The following is a 20,242-nucleotide window of genomic DNA, read 5'->3' as shown; positions in this document are numbered from 1 at the left end:
GCCTCACTTCGCCTGTTTCTTCAGAAGAGCCGTGCCCAGGCCCAGGATGACGGGAACCGCGATCAGAAGGGGCACGAACTGCCCCGAGAGGTTCTGGAAGTCGAGCGCCTTGGAGAAGGTTCCGCGCGATATCAGAATGAAGTAGGTCGTCGGGTAGATCTCGCCGATCAGGCGCCCGATGCCCTGAAGCGAGGATACCGGGTCGATCAGCCCGGAATATTGCGCCCCCGGGATGAGCGTGATCAGGGCGGTGGCGAGGATCGCCGCGATCTGGCTGGAGATCATGGTCGAGATCAGCAGGCCCATGGCCGTCGTCGCCATCACGTAGATCAGCGCCGCCAGGCTGAGGGTGAGCAGGCTGCCGGTAACCGGTACCTGAAAGATGAACACCGCAAACGCGACCAGGGTGACGAAATTGAGCATCGCCAGCACCACATAGGGAAGTTGTTTGCCGAGCAGGAACTCTAGCCGGGTGACGGGCGTCACATAGAGATTGACGATCGAGCCCAGTTCTTTTTCCCGCACGACGCTGAGCGCCGTCAGCATCGCCGGGATGATCAGCAGCAGCAGCGGCACCACCGCGGGAACGATGGCCATGATGCTTTTGACATCGGGATTGTAGCGATACCGGGTCATCAGTTCGAAATCGCCGGTCGTGGCGGCATCGCCATAGATCTCGCGCGCCTTGGCGGTGAGCCAGGCCGCGTGCATCCCCTGCACATAGCCGCGCACCGTCTCGGCCCGGTTGGGGTTCGCGCCGTCGATCCAGGCGCCAACCTCGACCGGACGCCCCCGCGCCACCGAACGCGCGAAGCCGGGCGGAATTTCCAGGGCAAGGCTCAGGTTGCCCGCGCGCATCCGTTCGTCGAGGTTTTCATAGCTGGTCAGGGGCTCCTGCTCGGTGAAATACCGCGAGCCGGAGATATCGAGTATGTAATCGCGGCTGGTCGTGGTCTGGTCGCGATCGAGTACGGCAAAGGACAGATCCTCGACATCCATGCTGATGCCATAGCCGATCACGAACATCAGGATCACGCTGCCCAAAAGCGCCAGCGTGGCGCGGATCGGGTCGCGACGAAGCTGTAGCGCCTCGAGTCGCGTGTAGCTCATCATCCGGCCCAGCCCGAAAAAGCGGTTCTGCCGCGCCGGCTTGTGCGGCGTCGCGTCGGGCGCCGTCATCTCGGGCGCATCCTGCGCGGCGGCGCCATTTTCCTCGATCGCGTCGGCGAGATAGGCAATGAAGGCTTCTTCGAGGTTGGCGGCCCCCTTGCTTTCGGTGATTGCCTGGGCGGTGTCCGAAACCATCACCTTGCCGGCATGCATCAGCGATATCCGGTCACAAAGCTCGGCCTCGTTCATGAAATGGGTGGAGACGAAGATCGTCACCCCGTCATTGCGCGACAGGTCCGACAGGATCTGCCAGAAACCGTCGCGCGCCACCGGATCGACGCCCGAGGTCGGTTCGTCGAGGATCAGGATTTCCGGCGAATGGATCATCGCCACCGCCAGCGACAGCCGCTGCCGCATGCCCAGCGGCAGGGCATCGGGCAATATGTCCATCACCTCGTCGAGGTGGAAATAATCCTCCATTTCCTGAATCCGCGTCGGGATCTTTTCCGCCTCCATCCCGAACAACCGCGCGTGCAGATCGAGGTTTTGCCGCACCGTCAGCTGGGTATAGAGCGAAAAGCCCTGGCTCATGAAACCGACGCGGCGGCGCACATCCAGATTTCTCGGATCGACCTCGTGACCGAACAGGTTGGCCACGCCTTCGCTGGGTTCCAGCAGGCCGGTCAGCATTTTCATGGTCGTGGTCTTGCCGCAGCCGTTGGAACCGAGAAAGCCGAAGATTTCGCCCTTGGGGATACGGAAGCTGACATCGTCGACGGCGGTGAAATCGCCAAAGCGCATGGTCAGGTGTTCGGCCTCGATCGCGCTTTCCTCGTTCGCGCCGGCCTCGCGCGGCGGTATGACCACGCGCCTGTGGCCGGCGCGGTCTTCCTCCGGCAGCAATGCGATGAACGCGTCATCCAGCGTTTGGGTCCCGGTTTTCTCCAGAAGCCTGGCAGGGGTGCCGGTGGCCAGAACCTCGCCCGCGTTCATCGCCACCAGCCAGTCGAACCGCGCCGCCTCTTCCATATAGGCGGTGGCGACGATCACGCTCATTTGCGGGCGGCCCTTGCGGATATCGTCGATCAGATCCCAGAACTGGCGGCGGGACAGGGGATCGACGCCCGTCGTCGGTTCGTCGAGGATCAGGAAGTCGGGGTCGTGGATCAGCGCGCAGCACAGGCCCAGCTTCTGCTTCATCCCGCCCGAGAGCTTGCCCGCAGGGCGATCCGCGAACGGGCCCATCCCGGTGCTTTCCAGCAATTCGGTGATCCTGCGTTCCCGCTCGGCCTTGCCGTGGCCGAAGAGCCGCCCGAAGAAATCGACATTCTCGAACACCGAGAGCGTGGGATAGAGGTTCTTGCCCAGCCCCTGCGGCATATACGCGATCCGGGGGCAGATCGTGGTGCGATGGCGGCGGCTGCGCATGTCGCCGCCCAGCACCATCACCTCGCCGTTCTGAATGATCCGCGCCCCCGCGAGAATCGCCAGCAGGCTGGATTTGCCGACGCCGTCCGGCCCGATCAGCCCCACCATGCGCCCGGCCGGGATATCCAGCGTGACGTTGTTCAGGGCCTCGGTCGTGCCGTAGCGCAGACCGAGCGCGGATACATGGGCGACGGGGCCCGGCTCAACCGTATCCGCCATCTCAACAGCTTCGGTCATTCAGCGACGCTTCCAAGGAATTCCGGCCAGGGGGCATCCGGGTCGAGGCGCAGATAGGCCACGCCGGGCAGGCCGGTTTTGACATAGCGGATATACTTTTTCAGAAGGTCCGGATCGATCCGGGCGCGGATGCGGAACATCAGTTTCTCACGCTCTTCCGCCGTTTCCACCGTCTTGGGGGTGAACTGCGCCACGTCGGCGACATAGCTGACCGTGGCCGGGATTACCGAGGCCGCGGCGGCATCCAGCACCAGCCGCACCTCGGTGCCGATCTGCACCCGCCCCGCCTGCGAGGTCGGCAGGAAGAACGTCATGTAGACATCGCTGAGATCGACGAGGTTCAGGATCCGGCCGCCGGCGGACACGATCTCGCCTTCCTGCGCCACGCGATACTGTACCCGGCCCGAACGCGGCGAGGTCAGAGTGCTGTCATTGATCGAGGCGGTGATGGCGTCGATAGAGGCTTGGGCGGCCTCGATCGCGGCTCGCGCGTCCACCACCTGCGCCTTGGCGGCGCCAATTCCGGCATCGGCCGCGGCAAGCGATGCCTCCGAGGCCGCCAGCCCCGCTTCGGCCTGGCGCGCGGCGGCGCGGTCGTCATCCAGGGTCTGCTGCGATATGGCGTTGGTCTTGACCAGTTGTTCGGATCGGGCCAGCCGCGACGCGGCGGCATCATATTGCGCCTGATGCTGCGCCACCACCGCCTTGGCCGCCTTGCGCTCCGCCGTCGCCTGAACCACGAGGCTGTTGGCCGTTTCCACGCCGATCTGCGCCCGGCGCAGCTGGGCTTCGGCCTGGCGCTTCTGGGCGTTGAGCTGCACGACATCCATCTGGACCAGCACGTCACCGGCCTCGACGAAATCGCCTTCCTTGACCATGATCTCGCTGATCCGCCCCGCGGCCAGCGCGGAGATGTCGATTTCCGTCGCCTCGATTCGGCCGTTGCCAGCCGCGATGCCGGCGGGCAGAGCGCTCTGTCCCAGCTTAGACCAGGCGAAATAGCCGCCGATCACAAGCACAGCCGCCGCGGCCAGCCACCACAGCTGCTGTCTCTTTATATCTGTCATCTGGCACTCCTGTGACGTTCCGATGCGTGGACGATACCCGAGCGCCCCAACAGGCGCCACCATGCATCATGTGATCTCTCTTCGTTTTGATTTGTATCAACAATATTCGATCTTGAGCGGGTCGGAGCGATCGGCAGAAGACTACGTGGCGATCCTATGGGACAACCGGCGGAAAATACAGCCCCCATCGGTGCGCGGGCGGGTTCACGATGCCGCGATCCGGGCAGAATGGCCCGGCCCGGGGATACGCGAAACCGTGTGGCCGCCCGGCGGGGCGCGAATATTTGCCGCAGGCGGCGTCTTGCGGTTAGCATTCATTCACGGGCCGGATATCTGCCCGGATTTTACGCTGATCAGCCATTCATTTCCGACGATGACCCGCATAGCCCGGCCAGACCGCCCCCGCGCTTCCTCGCACCCCGCCCGTTGCGGGCGGATGTGCCTTGGGCCTGACGGGAACCGGCGCGGTGTTTTCAGGCCCGCGCGGCGGGCTGCCCTGTTCTTTCACATCATGAGGTCTCAATGTTTCGGTTCGCAGGTTTCGCGGGCGCGCTCGCCCTGATCTTCACGCTGGTCGCACCCGGGCCCGCGCCGGCCCAGACCACCCGCTATGACATCATGGACAATCAGGGCTTCGCGGCGCCGATGGTGGCCTATACGGTCGAGGTGCCGCAGGGCTGGGCGACAAGCGGGCAGGTGCTCTGGGCCAAGCCCTGCAGCGGCAATGACAATTTCGAGCTGGTGTTTCAGGCGATCGCGCCCGACGGGCGAACCGGGTTCCGGATCATGCCGGGGCATCAGGTGATCTGGCTCGACATGCAGGTGGCCGGGCTCGCGCCCGACATGGCGCAGATGATGCGCGCGCAGATGGCGGCGGAGCGCAACAAGATGCAGACCCGGTTCCGCGGCTCGAACTGCCATGTGGCGCAGGTGACCGGCACCCGGCAACTGTTCGACGAGCTGATCCTGGCGCACCGGCCCGCCGACGCGCGAATTCTGCAAAGCGCGCGCAATCAGCCGATGCTGCAATCCTATGCCAGCGTGTTTCAGGCCGATCAGCCGGGGATGAAAACCTTTTACGACGCGGCGACCGTCCGGCTCGGCTACGGGCTGAACGGGCAGCCGGTCGAAGAGGTGGTGCTGTTTTCGTGGTACATGTTTCAGCTTGAACCGCCGGAGCCGGGGTTCGGCACGTTTTCGCAGCAGACGGTTGTCGATAGCATCCGCACGGCCTGGGTGGCGCCCGAACGCCGCGCGGCCGATGATGCCATGCTCGAGGCGATCATCGGCTCGATGAAGGTGAACCCCGACTGGAACGCGAAGGTGAACGCCTTTGTGCAAAAGCAATCGTCAGAACGTCAGGCCGCCAATGCCCAAACCGCCGCCGAACGCGAACGCCAGCGCCAGATGGACGAGGCCCGCCGCGACGCGCAGCATCAGCAGTTCATTGATATGATCCGGCAATAGCCTGAGGCGCCATCAGCTTTTCCAGAAACGGCTCCAGCTCGTGGCGCAGCGCGATGTCGTCGGTCGTGCGCGCCAGCACGGCGCGGGCATCCTCGTACGTGGCGACGCGGGCCTGACGCATATGGCCGATGACGTCGATCAGGCTTTGCGTCGCGCAGCGCCCGCGCTGATAGCGCCAGATCGGCGGGGCGTCGGCGCCGGGCGATTGTCGCACCAGCCCGCAGCGGCGATCGGGCGGGGCGTTCTGCCAGAACAGCGCCACCATATCGGCCAGCGCCGAACTGTCGTCGGCGAAATAGGTATGGGCCAGCATGTCGTCGCCCAGTTCGGACATGTCGATACTGTCGATATTGTCATCGGCCAGCGTGTCGGCGCCGCCCTGGCCGGCGCGCGGCGCCCCGGCATGCAGCTTGCGCGACGACACCAGCGCCCAGTCGTTTTCCGAGGCGTAGAGCGTCAGGCGGCGGGCGATGGGGCGGAAGGTCCGGACCATGCGGGCGAAGAGGCCGGCATCCACATCCGGGGCCGCGAACAGCACCTGGCCGAACAGGGGCGGGTCGTCGCGGGTCATGCCCCGCTGCAGCGCCATGATCTCCAGCGCGTCGGTCAGCGCCCGGTTGCCCATCGAATGGGCCACGATATTGATCGTCGTCGCGCCCGAGCGTGTCCGCAGATCCTCCAGAAATCCGGCCAGGCGCCGCCCGCTCAGCCGCACCACGGCGGTATCGGCGACATAGCCGATGGTCGATCCGCGCGACGGCCAGGAATAGAGGATCGGCACCCCGGCATAGTTCATGTCAAAGGCAAGCTGCGCGGCCCGTTTGGCGGCCTGATGGAACTCGGTGTTATAGCCGTGAATAAACACGAAGGCCTCGGATTTGGCGCCATCGGCGAATTCGCCCTGCATGCGGGCATAGAAATCATCGGCGGGCACCGGGGTCACGCTGCGCAGGACGACATGCTTGCTGGGCGAGGCCGCGAATTCCAGACGCCAGATCGACGGCGATTCCATCGCCCCCGCCACATGGGTGTTCGGGATCGTCACCGTGGCGACGCCAAGCTCCAGCTCGCCGCGGCCGGCGCCGTAATATCCCACGGGGTCGGGGTCGCCGGTGCGAGCACGGTCGGTCGCATAGTAAAGCTCCACCTCGACAAACCCTTCCCGCGCCCCTCGGGTGGCGCCGGGCGCGCCCGCGTCGGGGGCGGCAAGCGCTTGCCGGCGGAACCGTCCGGCGCTGTCCGCGTCTCCCAGCGCGTCCGACAGCCGGGCAAGCTCGGCATAGCTTCGGGCCAGGGCTTCGGGCGGCTCGTTGCGATCGGCCTGTTCGCCCGCGCGCCGCTGCAACTGCGCCCTGGCCGCACGCAGGTTGCCGGCCTCTTCGAACAGGGCGGCGGCGCGGGCCAGAAGCTGCACCGGATCTTCGCCCAGCCCCGGGCTGCGGTTCGCGAAATCGGCCAGTTCCGCATAGAGCCCGGCCGCCGGTCCGGCCCGGCCGAGCCCGGCCAGAAGGCTGGCCTTCAGGTGCACGAGATCGAACAGCGTCTGCGGATCGGGGGCGGGCTGCGCCCGAAGCTGTGCCAGCGCCGCGTCGATGGCGGGCAGGGCGGCCTCGGGATCTTCTTCGGCCAGAAAGGCGATCTCTGTCAGGGCGGGGGCGTCTTGTGCCGCCAGCGTGCGCCACACCCCCGGGCCGGCGGCGAAGAAAATGAAAATAGCAAAGCCAGATAGAAATTTCATGGGTGTAACCGGATTAAAAAATACTGTCCGGATCAGCCTAGCCCGCAAATGAAACAACGCAAGTCCGCAAAAATAGATTGTCTTGCGCGGGGTATTCTTTCTACTGTCGAAGGCACCTGAAGGCGTGATTATTTGAACGTCGCGGAGGGTTTTGATGTGCTGCGGGGCTTTTTTGCCGTTATATTGTTTTGCACTTTTGCCGGGGCCGCCCCCCTTCGGGCCGATATAAAAGCGGTTCTGGTGGGTGTCTCCGACTATGACGAAACCATCGGGCTGGCCGATCTGCGCGGGCCGGCCAATGACATCCGGCTGCTGCAGGCGGTCCTGCGCGACCGGGGCGTCACCGATATTGTTGTCTTGGCCGATGGTGTCGCGGGGGGCGTACGCCCAACGCGCGCGGCGATCCTGGCGGCGCTGCGGGACGCGGCGCAAACCGCGCGCGCGGATGATTTCGTCTATGTGCATCTCAGCGGCCATGGCACCCAGCAGGCCGACCCCCAGGGCGATGAGAGCGACGGGCTCGACGAGGTGTTTCTGCCCGCCGATACCGCCCGTGCCGACCCCGGCGCCGGGGTGATCCCCAACGCGATCGTCGATGACGAGATCGGCGCCGCCGTCGATGCGATCCGCGCCACCGGGGCCGATGTCTGGCTGGTGCTGGACAGTTGCCATTCAGGCTCTGGCCTGCGCGCCGCCTCGCCGCGCGCGGCCGCGCGGTTCGTCGATCCGCAAACGCTCGGGATCACCGCCACCCGCAGCGCGGTTGCCGAGGCCGGGGCGGTGGACCATGCCGCGCCGGATCTGCCCGGCCGCTATCTGGCCTTCTACGCCGCGCGCTCGAACGAGCTTGCGCGCGAGGTCGATCTCGCGCCCGAGGGCGCGACCGAGCCGCAATGGTACGGGCTGTTCACCGCCAAGCTGGCCGCCCGGCTGCAGCAAGAGGCCGCGCCCAGTTTCCGGCAGCTGTTTCAGGCGGTGCTGCGCGACATGAACGATGCCAGTGTTCCCGGCGGTGCCCGGCTGCAGACCCCCTCGTGGGAGGGGGATCTGATCGACGCCGCCCTGTTCAGCGGCGAGAGGGCAGAGGGGCGGCGGCGGTTTTCGGTGCGCGGCGATCAGCTTTCGGCGGGGCTGCTGCACGGGTTGGGCAATGGCAGTCTGGTGGCGCTCTATGCCAATCCCGCGGACCCCGAGGAGGCCCGGCTAGGCTTTGCCCAGGTCGAGGATGCCGAGGCCACGCTGGCCTTTCTGCGGCCGGTCGCGGCCGATTGCCAGCCCGCCGCCGGTGCCTTTTGTGCGCGGGCGGGGGCGCTGCCGCCGCAGGCCCGCTTTGCCCAGCTTGCGGCCCGGCCCGTGGATCTGCGCATCGCGATCGCGCCGCCGGTGGATCTGCTCACCGGCGAAAGGCTGGGGTCCGCCCATCCGGCGGCTGCGGGCCTTGCCGCGGGCATCGCGCAAGGCGGCTCGGCGGTTGCGGGGTTCGAACTGGCGCTCGATCCCGACAGCTACGAGATCGAGACGGTGTGGGACGGCCACGCGCTGTGGTTCGGGTATCGCGCCAGCCTGGGGGCCCAGCCGATGGGCCTGTCCTGGGTGCCGGAGGCCGAGCCGCTCGCGCCGCTGCTGGAACGGATCGGCCGGGCCGAAACGCTGGCGCGGATGCTGGGCGCGCTGGTCGGGGGCGGCTCGATCCTGAACCCCAACCCGGTGGCGCTGACGGCGGATTACCGGCCCACCCGGATCGACGATCTGGCGCCGGTCGGCGCCGGGGTTTCGCCGGTACGCGAATGCCGCGCGGCACTGGCCAACGTCATGGGCAAGCCGGCCGAAAGGCTGGAGCAACGGGCCAGCCTGAAACAATGCGATCAGGTGTATTTCGGGGCGCAGGGCACCACCGCCGGCGCGCGTGACGTGAACCGCATCCATATCGACGCGCAATTCTGCATCCACGCCGAATACGCGCGGATCGAGGGCAGCACCGCGCCGCACCCGCTGGGCCCCGAGATGACGATCTGTTCCGATTGCCCCGGCGGCTATTCGGCCGGGGAGGAACGCGTGTTTCTGGTGGTCACGGAGAATGCGGAAAATGCCGAGGCGCTGAACCTTGAAGGGTTGGTTGAAAACTGCGGTGCCGCCGCCGGGGGCACCCGTGGCACGGCGCAGCGGCAGACGATGTCTTTTCTGGGCCGGATCGCGCGGCGCCCCGACACGCGCGGCAGTTTCGGCGCGGTCGGAATATCCGATATCTGGGTCGAGGAAACGGGCTGGACGGTGCTGCCGCGCGAACAGGCTTTCGCGCGGGCCGGTCACTAGGGAACGAACATTTTTGGTGGGAGCGATTTTCATGAACAGACATTCAGGTGTGATATTGGCGGCGGCGCTGGCGGCGGCCCTGGCGCCCGCCGCGCGGGCGCAGGAAAGCGGCGGGCTGAGCCATATTGCCGTTCCCGCCGGGTCGGGGCAGGTTGCGGTGCGGGCTCATGTCCTGGCCGCCAAGCAACGCGTGACACCGATCGACGGCGCCGCGGCCTCGCGGATCTTCGGCGGGCGCCCGGCGCAGGAGGGGGCCTGGCCCGCGCAGGTTTCGCTGCATTCGGCCAACATGCCCGATCAGAGCGCGGAAAGCCTGTTCCAATCGCAATTCTGTGGCGGCACGCTGATCGCCCGTCAATGGGTGCTGACCGCTGCCCATTGCGTCGTCGGCGAAGACGGGCGCGTGTCAGAGCCGGGGTCCATTCTGGTGCGCACCAGTTCCGTCGCGCTGGATCGCGGCGATCTGCGCCCGCTGGCGCAGGTCATCGTGCACGAGCGCTACAACCCGACGCTGATCGACAATGACATCGCGTTGCTGCAACTGGCCGCGCCGATTCAGGACGCCTCGGGGCCGGTCGGCGCGATCCCGGTGTTGCCGCAGGGCGCGGCCGTGCCGCAGGGGGCGGCGGTGGTGGTCGGCTGGGGCATGATGGAGGAAGAGAAATTCCCCGCCACATTGATGGAAACCGATATCGACATCGTCCCGAACACGACCTGCAACAAGGGGATGGCCGAACAGACCAAGCGCGATTTCGGCAGCTTCCTGCTCGGCATGGGGGCCACCAACCGGATCCCGCAGGAAAACCTGGAACAGGCGTTTCAGATCCTGACCTCGAACATGGGCGACGCGCTGACCGACAACATGATCTGCGCCGGGGTCGCCTCCGGCTCCAAGACCTCCTGCAGCGGCGACAGCGGCGGGCCGCTGATGGTGCGCCAGGGCGATGGCAGCTGGGTGCAGGTCGGGATCGTCAGCTGGGGGCGTGAGCCCTTGGGCGCCACCCAGCGCTGCGGCCACAAAGACCTCTATTCGGTCTATACCCGCGTTTCGAACTATTTCGACTGGATCGCGGCGCATCTGCGCGGCTGAGGGGAGGGCATCAGCATGTTCAGCATATCAAAGGCCGGCCTTCTGGCCGTAGCGGTCGCGGCAATGGCGATGCCCGCCGCGGCGCAATCGGGGTTCGGTGCCGGCTCGTTCGGCGATGGCTCTTTCGGGGCGGGAGGCACGCCGGCCCCGGTGCCGCAGCCTCCGGCGCCGGGGGGCGGCGATTTCGGTGGCAGTTTCGGGGGCAGCTTCGACGGCGGCGCCGCGCCCGCGCCGCAGCCGCAACCCGCGGCGCCGCCCGTCGGCGGATCGGATTTCGGCGGCAGCAGTTTCACCCCCGGCGCAGCGCCGCCCGGCCCTACGCCGCCGGTGGCCGGGGGCACGCAGCCGCCGCCGCAACCCCAGCCCCCGGTCCAGCAACAGCAACCGCCGGCGCAGCAGGAACAGCCCGGGCTTCAGGTTGATCCGCAGATCCTTGCCTTCGAAAGCCGCGATTTCGGGGTGCCGCCACAACAGCAGCTGCGGCAGGGGCAGTTCCACGCCCCGACGCCCACCAGCCTGCCGGGCGCCAATGTCGTGTCGACCGCAGGGCTGGCCACGGCCTTGAACAACGGCATGCAGATGGTGCTGATCGATGTGCTGGGCGGCGACTACAGCCTGCCGAACGCCTTTGTCGCGCCGGCGATGGCGACACCGGGCAGCCTGAACGACCGCATGCAGCAGCAGACATGGCAATGGCTGGGGCAGATCACCGACGGGCAGACGGACACGCCGATCGTGATCTATTGCAGCGATCCGATGTGCTGGCTGAGCTATAACGGGGCGCTGCGCGCCGTCGCGGCGGGCTATTCCAACGTCTATTGGTATCGCGGCGGGATTCAGGCCTGGCAGATGGCCGGTCTGCCGCTGATGCCGGCCGGCTATTGATGCGGGCGCGCGCGGCTGTTCTGGCCGCCGCGCTTTGGTGCTTTGCCCTGCCGCTTCGGTGCGGGGCGGAGCCGCTGGCCGCGCTGCAGGGCGGGCTGGATGCCACGGTCGCCGCCCTGTCCGAGGGGCGCACGGAAGACGCCATCGCCCTGGCGCGCGAGACGCTGGAGCTTGCCCGCCGCCATCCCGCGCCCGACCCGCAGCTTTTCGCCTATGCGCTGAACAATCTGGCCTATGGCCTGCAGCTTTCCGGTCAGGCCGGGCAGGGATCGGGCGTGCTCTACCAAGAGGCGCTGGAGCATCTGGCCGCGCGGGGGCAGGATGTTTCGCCGGCGGCGCTGACGGTCACCGCCAATCTGGCGGGGCTGGAGGCGGCGGCGGGCAGCCCCGAGGCCGGCGGGCAGCGGCTGCTCCGGTTTCTGACCGCCGCCCAGGGCGGTCCGCTGGAGGGTGCGGCGCTTGGCGCGCTGTCCAGCTTTCACTTCACCGAAGGGGGCTATGACGATGCGGCGCGCTATCTGGAACAGATGCTGGCGGTCGAACCCGCGTTGCTGAGCGGTATGTTCGGGGCAGTGTTTCAGGCCTATTCCGCCGCTCAGGACGCCGCCGAGGCCGAAGAGCGCCATCTGGATGCGGTTGCCCTGATCCGGGGAAAGATCAGCATCCTGCGGGCCTTTCTGCCCGATGAGACAGAGGCGATCCGCAGCTATCTGCAAAGCATCTATTTCCACTATCACCAGGCTGGCGAATATGGCCGCGCCGCGCAGGCCATTCGCGACTGGGCCGCCGAGGCGCCGCTGAGCGACGAGGATCGCGCCTATGTCGATGAAACCGCCTCGCTGTTTTTGCAGGCGGCGCAGCTTTCGGGCTATACCGAGCGGCGCGATGTCCAGCTCGACTACACCGAACTGGCGGTGGCCTTCGCCGAACTGCTGGATGGCGGCGCCGACCCCCGGCTGGGCCACGCCCTGCGCGAACGGGCCGCCGCGCGCGAGAACCTGGGACTGACGGAGGAGGCGACTGCCGATCTGCAAAAGGCGCTGGCGGTGTTGGCGCAAAGCGACGCGGGGCGCCAGAGCCTGTTTCTGGTGCTGTCCGATCTGGCCTCGCTGTCCTGGCTTGCCGGCGATTATGGGCGCGCCGAAGATCTCTATGCCCAGGCCGATGCGGCCTATGCGCGGGCGCTTGCGCTCGGGGCCGCGCCGCTGACGCCGGTCGACCTTGTGATCGAAGGCACCAACCGCGCCGGCCTGGCGATATCGCTGGGCCGCCCGGAACAGGCGCTGGCCATGGCCGCCGAGGCGCGCGCGCTGTTCCGCCGTGATGCCGAAACCCAGGAGCAGAAGTGGAACACCCGCTATCTGGCGGCGCGCATCGACGGTGTCGAGGCGCTGGCCTATTCCGAACTGGGGCGGAACGCGGCGGCCGAGGCGGCCGCGCTGTCGGCGCTGGAGATCGCGCGCGCCGCGCTGCCGGCGGGCCATCCCGATCTGGCCCTCACCCTGACCAACACCGCGGATCTGCTGTTCGTGCTGGGCCGGCGCGAAATGGCGGTCCGGCTGGTCCAGGAGGCGGTGGAGATCAACCGCGAGGCCCTGCCCGAGACGATGCCGAACGCGATCGAGACCGAACTGAAACTGGTGCTGTTTCATCTGACCGCCGGCAATCGCGCGCAGGCGATCGAGGGGCTGCGCCGGATCACCGAACGGCGTAAATCGCCCGCCTATCGCGCCGCGCTGCCCGAGGCGTCGGGTGATTTCGAGATGCTCGCCTGGGCGCTGCTGGCAGAGGGCGACGACGATCCGGCCATTCTGGACGAGGCGTTCACGGCGCTGCAATGGACCCAGATCACCCGTTCGGCGGATGCGCTGGCGATGATGGAGGCGCGGCTGAAACTCGGCGATCCGGAACAGGCGGCGCTGCTGCGGCAGCGTCAGGACCTGCTCGAGGATCACAAGAGCAACAGGTCGCGCCTGCTGGCGGGCTATGCCGCGGGCGAAGGCCAGCAGGCCATCGCGGCGCTGACACGCCGGAACGATGAGCTGGAGGCCGGGTTGCAGCGGGTCGATGCCGCGCTTGCGGCGCTGGGGCTGGAGGGCACCGGATTTGGCGGCGTCACCCCGGTTTCCATCGCCGAGGTTCAGCGGCTGCTGGGCCCGCGCGAGGCGCTTGTCACCTTCCTGCTGCCGGGGCTGCGCGCCGATCAGGTGGTCGGGCTCGAGGCGTCTTCGAACATGGTTGTGGCGATCACCGCCGATGGCGTCTCGATCGCGCCGGTGCGCGAAACCAGCCGGCGGGTGCTGCGCGCGCGAATAGGCGATTTCCGCTGTCAGGTGGCGGTCGGCGAGCCGGGCTGCGCGGGTGGCCGGGCGGCCGGCACGCGCGGGGCGATGGTCGGGCTGTCATCGGATGACAGCGAGGGCGGCGCGGAGGGGTTCGATCTGGCCGGGGCGCATGCGCTTTACCTCGATCTGTTCGGCGGGGTCGAGGCGGCGCTGGACGGGCGCGATCACCTGATCCTTGTGCCGCCGCCCGACCTGCTGCGCCTGCCGTTCGAGGCGCTTGTCACCACCGCCCGAACACCCGGCACGCTGGCCGATGCCGATTGGATGGTGCGGCGCCACGCGATTTCGGTGCTGCCTTCGGTGCCCAGTTTCCGGGTGCTGCGTCAGGCAGTGCGGCCCGCAGGTGCAGCGGCGGGCCATCTTCTGGCGGTGGGCGATCCGGCGATCGGCAGCGCGGCCGATGCGGATTGCGGCGCGATGGAACTGGCGATGCTGCGCGCGGCCCCGCCGACGGGCAGCGTGATGTCGGGCAAGGCGGGGCGCGACGGGCTGCTGCTGGCCGATACCGCCGCCCTGCGCGCATTGCCGCGCCTGCCCGATGCAACCTGCGAGCTGCTGGCGATCCGGCGCAACTTCGGCGCCGCTCCGGCGACGGTCCTGCTGGGCGCGGCGGCCACCGAAAGCGCGATCAAGGATATGGACGCAGCGGGCGGGCTGGCGGCCTATGACGTGATCGTGTTCGCGACCCACGGGCTGACGGCGGGCGAAAGCGGGGCGCGCGCGCCGGGGCTGGTGCTGACCCCGCCCGACGCGGCAAGCGCCCGGGACGACGGTTTGCTGAGCGCGGCGGAAATCGCCGTGCTGCGGCTGAACTCGGATCTGGTGGTCCTGTCGGCCTGCAACACCGCCGCCGGCGAGGCGGGCGACGAAGACGGCCTGTCGGGTCTGGCGCGGGCGTTCTTTCACGCCGGGGCGCGGTCGCTGCTTGTCACCCACTGGCCGGTTTATTCGCAGGCGGCGGTGGAGATCTCGACCGGGCTGTTCGAAGAGCGGAGCCGGCAGCCGGGCATCAACACGGCCGAGGCGCTGCGCGGGGCGGTGCTGCGGCTGCTGGCGCGCGCGCGGGGCGACGGGATCCGGGCGCACCCGTCCTATTGGGCGGCGTTCGCGGTGGTCGGCGCGGGATAGGCGGGCCGCAACCCCATGGCGGGGTGGCGCGCGGCTATGTGCGGCCGCGAAGGGCACGGTCGCAAGCCGCGTCGATCGCGGCATGCAGCAGCAGCGTGAGCACCGCCAGCACCAGAAGGGCCGCGAACATCAGATCGGCCTTGGCCCGGCCGTTGGCCAGCAACATCAGATAACCCAGCCCTTTGGACGCCCCGACCCATTCGCCGATGATCGCGCCGATCGGGGCATAGACCGCCGCCAGCCGCAGGCCCGAGGCAAAGCCCGGCAGCGCCGCGGGCACGCGGATCTGCCACATCACGCGCCAGAAACCGCCCCCCATGACACGGGCCATGCCCAGCCAGGCCGGGGGCGTGCGCATCAGCGCGTCGAAAAAGGCCGAATTCACCGGAAAGAAGATGATCAGCAGCGCCATCGCCACCTTTGACCACAGCCCGTAGCCCAGCCACAGCGTCAGGATCGGCGCCAGCGCGAAGACCGGGATCGCCTGGCTGAAGACAAGCATCGGCCGCAGGATGCCGCGCGCAAAGGGCGAGGCGGCCAGAAGGATCGCCGCCCACCAGCCCAGAAACGCGCCAAGGCCCAGCCCGATCAGCACCTCGGCGGCGGTGATGGCCGCATGTTCGGCCAAAAGCGCGCGGCTGGTCCACAGGGTTTCGGCGACGCGCGCGGGGGCGGGCAGCAGAAAACCGGGAATGCCGGTCAGGCTGACCACCCCCTGCCAGAGCAGCGCGAACAGCGCCACGAGGCCGAGCGGGCGCAGGGCGCGGCTCATGCCGCCGCCATCAGCCGGCGGTGCAGCGCCGCCTGCAATTCCAGCGTGGCCGGGGCGTCGAACGGGCGCGGCGTGGGCGTTGCAGGGGCGGGCAGGGGCTCTGTGCCGCCGCTGTGCATGTGCAGGATGTGGTGGCCCAGCCGCGCGGCCTCGGCCGGATCATGGGTGACATGCAGAACGGTGCGGCCCTGAAGCAGCGTGGCCGAAAGCTCTTGCACCTGCGCCCGGGTGCGCGCGTCGAGCGCCGAGAAAGGCTCGTCCAGCAGCACCACCGGGCGATCTTCCAGCAGGGTGCGTGCCAGCGCCGCGCGCTGCCGCTGACCGCCGGACAGGGCGTTCGGTTTCTTCTGCGCGTGATCGGCCAGGCCCACGCGGGCCAGGATGTGCCGGGCGGCGGCCATGTCGGGCGCCGCGCCCCGCAGGTGCGCGCCCAGCGTGACATTGCCCAGCACGTCGCGCCAGGGCAGCAGCAGATCCTCCTGCGCCATCAGCGCGACCCGCCCGTGCAGCGGCGCGTGATCCGAGGCGCCGAAGCTGCCGCCAAAGGTGATGCCGTCGTCCAGCCCCGCGAACAGGCGCAGCACGGTGCTTTTTCCCACGCCCGAGGCGCCCAACAGGCAGGTCCATTGCCCCGGCGGCACCTCGAACCGGACCGGCCCGAAGACCGGGCTGCCGCCGATCGCGGCCGTGCCGTCAAGGAACAGGCCGGGCGGGGGGGTCATGGCGCCAGGCCCATGTCCCAGAACCCGGCCTCGAGCCGCGTGGCCAGGGTGAACCGGTGGCACAGCGTGGCCCAGCGGGCGCTTGCCTGCGGCGCATCACCGATCCGCCGCGCCACGGCGCCGTCGATCAGCGCGCCGACGCCGTGGCAGACCTGCTGATACTCCGCGCCGCCATAGGTGGCGATCCAGTCCGCATAGGGTGTTTCGCCCGCCGCGCGCATCAGCCGCGCGCCGATCTCGCCATAGCCCAGAACACAGGGCGCGAGCGCGGCCAGCAGATCCAGAAAATCGCCCGAATGGCCGGCGTCCAGCACGTAGCGGGTATAGGCCAGGTTCTCGACCCGTTCCTCGGCCGCCTGCAGCGCGGCCTCGGAAATCCCGGCCTCGGCGCAGGTTTTCACGTGCAGGCGCATCTCCTCGTCGATCAGCGCATGGACGGTGGCGGCGCAGATGCGCATTTCGTCCGGCGTTTCGGCCTTTGTCACGGCCAGCGCCCAGGCGCGCGAGAAATGGATCAGGAACAGGTAGTCCTGCGTCAGGTAATGCAGGAAGGCAGCGCGTGGCAGCGAGCCGTCGCACAGCCCCGCGACAAAGGCATGGCCGGTATAGCGCTGCCACGCCCCGCCCGCCGCCGCGCGCCAGAGCGGGAAGATGTGCCCGTAATCGCTCATGGCGCGCCCAGATCGACGGCCAGCCCCGAGACCGGCCGCGCGGCCGCGATCAGCCCGGCCTGATGCAGGAAGACCTCGAACCGCGCATAGCGGCCCGCGTCCAGCGCGGCGGGGCGCAAGGCAAAGCGCGGCAGCGTATCGGCCCAGGCCTTTTCGTTCAGCGCGTCCTGCAGCTCGGGCGAGGTGCCGGCGAAGATCTCCCAGCTTTCCCGGGGATGGTTCACGATATACTGCGTGGCCTTTTCGGTCGCCGCCAGAAAGCGCCCGATCATGTCGGCATCCATGGTTTCGGGGTTGGCGACATAGATCAGCTCGTCATAGGCGGGCAGGCCCTCTTCCTCGGGATAGAAGCAACGGCCCGGAACGCCCTCGATTTCCATCTGGTTCAGCTCGAAATTGCGGAAGGCGCCAATCACCGCGTCGACCTGGCCCGACATCAGCGCGGGCGAGAGCGACCAGTTGACGTTCACCAGCGTGATTTCGTTCATCGACAGCCCGTTGCGGGCCAGCATCGCCGACAGCAGCGCCTCTTCGACACCGGCGACCGAAAAGCCCACCCTGGCGCCTTTCAGGTCGGCGATCGCTTTCACCGGGCCATCCTCCAGCACCAGCAGGCAGTTCAGAGGCGTTGCCACCAGCGTGCCCACACGGATCAGCGGCAGGCCCTCGGCCACCTGCAGGTGCAGCTGCGGCTGATAGGAAATCGCCAGATCGGCGCGGCCGGCGGCGACCATCTTGGGCGGGTCGGCGGGATCGGCGGGGGCGATCACCTCGACCTGCAGACCCGCATCGGCGAAATAGCCGTTCTCCTGCGCCACGATGATCGGCCCGTGGTCGGGGTTCACGAACCAGTCCAGCACAAGCGTCATCTGATCCTGCGCGGCGGCGGGGCTGGCCGCGAGCAGGGCGGCGAAAAGGAGGTGTTTCATGGTCTCTCTTCGGTTGGGTCGCCAAGGGCGACGAGGATGATCTCTCCGTCCCAGCAGCGTGCCAGGCGGTCTGCCGCCTGCCAGGCGCGCAGCCCGGAGCGGCAGCAGAAGGCGGCGCGCTGGCCGGGGGCGGGGCGGGGGCCGTCGGGGCCGATGTCGGCCACGCTCAGGCGGCGGGCGGCGGGATGGGGCGGGGGGCCTTCGCCGGGGCCGCGCAGATCGACGATGAAATCGCCCGCGTGCAGCGCGTCCGGGGCGGCGAAGCGCCGGGCGCGGGCCGGTTCGGGCGCGCCATCAAAGCGGAACCCGCCAAAGCGCGGGCCGTGCGCGTCGAAGGTGACAAGCTGGCCCAGCGGGCCGGGCGGCAGCTCGGTCAGCAGAGCGATGGCCATCTGCGCCTGAAGCGCGCCGATGGTGCCCACGACCGGGCCCAACACGCCGGTTTCGGCGCAGCTTGCCATGCGCTCGGGCAGATCGGGGAACACCGCCCGCAGGCTGGGCGCGCCGCCGCAAAACCCGCCCACATAGCCCTCCAGCCCGATGACCGAGGCGCTGATCAGGGGGGTGGCCCGCGCGTGGCAGATATCCGACAGGATATAGCTGGCCGCGAAGCTGTCGGCGCAATCGAGCACGATTTCCGCCCCGGCACAAAGATCGGCGGCATTGGCGGGGTTCAGCGCCGTGACGCGGGCGTCAACCACAGTGTCGGGGTTGAGCGCGGCAAGGTGGCGGGCGGCGCAGCGCGCCTTGGGGTGGCCCAGATCCTCCGCGCGAAACAGCGTCTGGCGGTGGAGGTTCGAGACATCGACGATATCGGGATCGACCAGCCGGATATGCCCGATGCCCGCCCCGACCAGATATTGCAGCACCGGCGCCGCCAGCCCGCCGGCGCCGACCACCAGAACACGGGCCCGGCGCAGCGCCTCCTGCCCGGCGGGGCCGAACTCCGGCACGGCGATCTGGCGGGCATAGCGGGTCATCGCGTGGCCTCCAGCCATTCGCGCACCCGCGCCTCCGGGTCGGGGTTCAGCGTGATGTCCGTGACCGCCGACACGATATCGGCCCCGGCGGCAAAGGCACCCGGTGCGCGCGCCACGCTCATGCCGCCGATGGCGACAAGGGGAATGTCGCCGATCCGCGCTTTCCATTCGGTCACACGGGCCAGGCCCTGCTGGTGCCATTTCATCTTTTTCAGGATGGTCGGATAGACCGGCCCCAGCGCCACGTAATCGGGCGCCAGCGCCAGCGCGCGCTCCAGCTCGGCATGATCATGGGTACTGACGCCCAGGTTCAGCCCGGCCCGCCGGATCGCGGCGATGTCGGCGGTCGCCAGATCCTCCTGGCCCAGATGCACCCAGTCGCAGCCCGCATCGATGGCAAGGCGCCAGTGGTCGTTGACCACGAGTACCGCACCGTGGCGGTGGCACAGCGCCTGCGATGCGGTGATCGCCGTGCGCAGCGCCTGCTCGGGCTGGTCCTTGATCCGAAGCTGCACGAGCTTCACGCCCAGCGGCAGGGCGCGTTCGAGCCAGCCGGGGCTGTCGAAGATCGGATAGAAACGGCTCGGCATCACAGGAACGCCCTGCCGATCACCGGGGTCGAGGGGGCGGCCATGTCGCGCGGCTCCATCGGGTCGGCCTCATGGGCCAGCCGCCCGGCGGCGACGGCCTTGGCGAAACCTTCGGCCATCGCCGCCGGATCGCCCGCCCGCGCGACGGCGGTGTTCAGCAGCACCGCGTCAAACCCCATCTCCATCGCCATCGCCGCCTGGCTGGGCAGGCCCAGCCCCGCATCCACCACCATCGGCACGTCGGGGAACTGCGCGCGCAGGGTCCGCAGCCCGTAGATGTTGGTCAGCCCCAGCCCGGTGCCGATCGGCGCGCCCCAGGGCATCAGCACCTCGCAGCCCGCCGCCAGCAGACGGTCGGCCAGAACGACATCCTCGGTCGTGTAGGGAAAGACCTGGAAACCGTCATCTGTCAGGATCCGCGCGGCCTCGACCAGCGCGAAGGGATCGGGCTGGAGCGTGTCGGCATGGCCGATCACCTCGAGCTTGATCCAGGGCGTGCCGAACAGTTCGCGCGCCATCTGCGCCGTCGTCACCGCCTCGCGGGCCGAGTGGCAGCCGGCCGTGTTGGGCAGCACCCTGACACCCAGATCCCGCACCAGCGCCCAGAAATCCGCGCCGGCCTGGTCGCCGCCCGCCTCGCGGCGCAGCGACAGGGTGGCGATACCCGCGCCGGATCGCCGGAACGCTTCGGCCAGCACCGCCGGCGAGGGGTATTGCGCCGTGCCCAGCATCAGACGCGAAGACAGCTCTGTGCCATAGAAGGCCACCAT

General features: G+C 68.5%; 15 protein-coding genes. 5 read left to right on the top strand and 10 right to left on the bottom strand.

The genetic code is table 11. The annotated features are described in order from the left end of the window. Positions 1 to 3: 3 nt before the first annotated feature. Together rbbA and GGR17_RS10890 are read right to left on the bottom strand one after the other, a co-directional pair. Positions 4 to 2,775, bottom strand: coding sequence for a ribosome-associated ATPase/putative transporter RbbA (gene rbbA / locus GGR17_RS10895; protein ID WP_054539004.1), 2,772 nt, complete (start codon positions 2,773 to 2,775; stop codon positions 4 to 6). After that, positions 2,772 to 3,842: an HlyD family secretion protein gene (locus GGR17_RS10890; protein ID WP_054539003.1), complete on the bottom strand. Its 1,071-nt coding sequence runs from the start codon at positions 3,840 to 3,842 to the stop codon at positions 2,772 to 2,774. Before GGR17_RS10890 ends, rbbA begins: the two co-directional genes overlap by 4 nt. A gap of 522 nt (positions 3,843 to 4,364) precedes the next feature. Here GGR17_RS10890 and GGR17_RS10885 point away from each other — a divergent pair. Continuing rightward, positions 4,365 to 5,309: a hypothetical protein gene (locus tag GGR17_RS10885; RefSeq protein WP_037210230.1), complete on the top strand. Its 945-nt coding sequence runs from the start codon at positions 4,365 to 4,367 to the stop codon at positions 5,307 to 5,309. Here the strand turns inward: GGR17_RS10885 and GGR17_RS10880 are convergent. Beyond that, a complete protein-coding gene (locus GGR17_RS10880; RefSeq protein WP_054539002.1) occupies positions 5,287 to 7,047 on the bottom strand; it encodes an alpha/beta hydrolase in 1,761 nt (586 codons plus the stop codon). The genes GGR17_RS10885 and GGR17_RS10880 overlap by 23 nt on opposite strands. A gap of 240 nt (positions 7,048 to 7,287) precedes the next feature. Between GGR17_RS10880 and GGR17_RS10875 the strand changes: the two genes are divergently transcribed. From GGR17_RS10875 to GGR17_RS10860, 4 genes are read left to right on the top strand one after another with little or no spacing between them, the layout of a single operon-like run. Continuing rightward, positions 7,288 to 9,360: a caspase family protein gene (locus GGR17_RS10875; protein WP_162231820.1), complete on the top strand. Its 2,073-nt coding sequence runs from the start codon at positions 7,288 to 7,290 to the stop codon at positions 9,358 to 9,360. A 31-nt stretch (positions 9,361 to 9,391) separates the two neighbouring features. Beyond that, positions 9,392 to 10,450, top strand: coding sequence for a S1 family serine peptidase (locus tag GGR17_RS10870; RefSeq protein WP_082386593.1), 1,059 nt, complete (start codon positions 9,392 to 9,394; stop codon positions 10,448 to 10,450). A gap of 15 nt (positions 10,451 to 10,465) precedes the next feature. Then, entirely contained in the window at positions 10,466 to 11,335 is an 870-nt protein-coding gene (locus GGR17_RS10865) for a rhodanese-like domain-containing protein (RefSeq protein WP_054538999.1), read from the top strand. Further along, entirely contained in the window at positions 11,335 to 14,808 is a 3,474-nt protein-coding gene (locus GGR17_RS10860; protein WP_054538998.1) for a CHAT domain-containing protein, read from the top strand. The genes GGR17_RS10865 and GGR17_RS10860 overlap by 1 nt, the downstream gene beginning before the upstream one ends. 34 nt (positions 14,809 to 14,842) lie before the next feature. Here GGR17_RS10860 and GGR17_RS10855 read toward each other — a convergent pair whose 3' ends face one another. The 7 genes from GGR17_RS10855 to GGR17_RS10825 are packed head-to-tail and all read right to left on the bottom strand — an operon-like array spanning position 14,843 to position 20,242. Continuing rightward, positions 14,843 to 15,580, bottom strand: coding sequence for an ABC transporter permease (locus GGR17_RS10855; RefSeq protein WP_054538997.1), 738 nt, complete (start codon positions 15,578 to 15,580; stop codon positions 14,843 to 14,845). Further along, positions 15,577 to 16,302, bottom strand: coding sequence for an ABC transporter ATP-binding protein (locus GGR17_RS10850; protein ID WP_054538996.1), 726 nt, complete (start codon positions 16,300 to 16,302; stop codon positions 15,577 to 15,579). The genes GGR17_RS10855 and GGR17_RS10850 overlap by 4 nt, the downstream gene beginning before the upstream one ends. Then, positions 16,299 to 16,973: a TenA family protein gene (locus tag GGR17_RS10845; protein WP_082386592.1), complete on the bottom strand. Its 675-nt coding sequence runs from the start codon at positions 16,971 to 16,973 to the stop codon at positions 16,299 to 16,301. The genes GGR17_RS10850 and GGR17_RS10845 overlap by 4 nt, the downstream gene beginning before the upstream one ends. Next, positions 16,970 to 17,902 (bottom strand): ABC transporter substrate-binding protein, encoded by a 933-nt coding sequence (locus tag GGR17_RS10840; RefSeq protein WP_054538995.1) that lies wholly within the window; start codon positions 17,900 to 17,902, stop codon positions 16,970 to 16,972. Before GGR17_RS10840 ends, GGR17_RS10845 begins: the two co-directional genes overlap by 4 nt. Further along, on the bottom strand, positions 17,899 to 18,882 hold the full coding sequence (locus tag GGR17_RS10835; protein WP_054538994.1) for a HesA/MoeB/ThiF family protein: 984 nt from the start codon (positions 18,880 to 18,882) through the stop codon (positions 17,899 to 17,901). The genes GGR17_RS10840 and GGR17_RS10835 overlap by 4 nt, the downstream gene beginning before the upstream one ends. Continuing rightward, on the bottom strand, positions 18,879 to 19,472 hold the full coding sequence (locus GGR17_RS10830; protein ID WP_054538993.1) for a thiamine phosphate synthase: 594 nt from the start codon (positions 19,470 to 19,472) through the stop codon (positions 18,879 to 18,881). The genes GGR17_RS10835 and GGR17_RS10830 overlap by 4 nt, the downstream gene beginning before the upstream one ends. Continuing rightward, positions 19,472 to 20,242: a thiazole synthase gene (locus GGR17_RS10825; RefSeq protein ID WP_054538992.1), complete on the bottom strand. Its 771-nt coding sequence runs from the start codon at positions 20,240 to 20,242 to the stop codon at positions 19,472 to 19,474. The genes GGR17_RS10830 and GGR17_RS10825 overlap by 1 nt, the downstream gene beginning before the upstream one ends.

It is taken from the genome of Actibacterium naphthalenivorans (genome assembly GCF_014196965.1).
GTDB lineage: Bacteria > Pseudomonadota > Alphaproteobacteria > Rhodobacterales > Rhodobacteraceae > Actibacterium_A > Actibacterium_A naphthalenivorans.
This window is presented reverse-complemented; position numbering and strand designations above follow the sequence as displayed.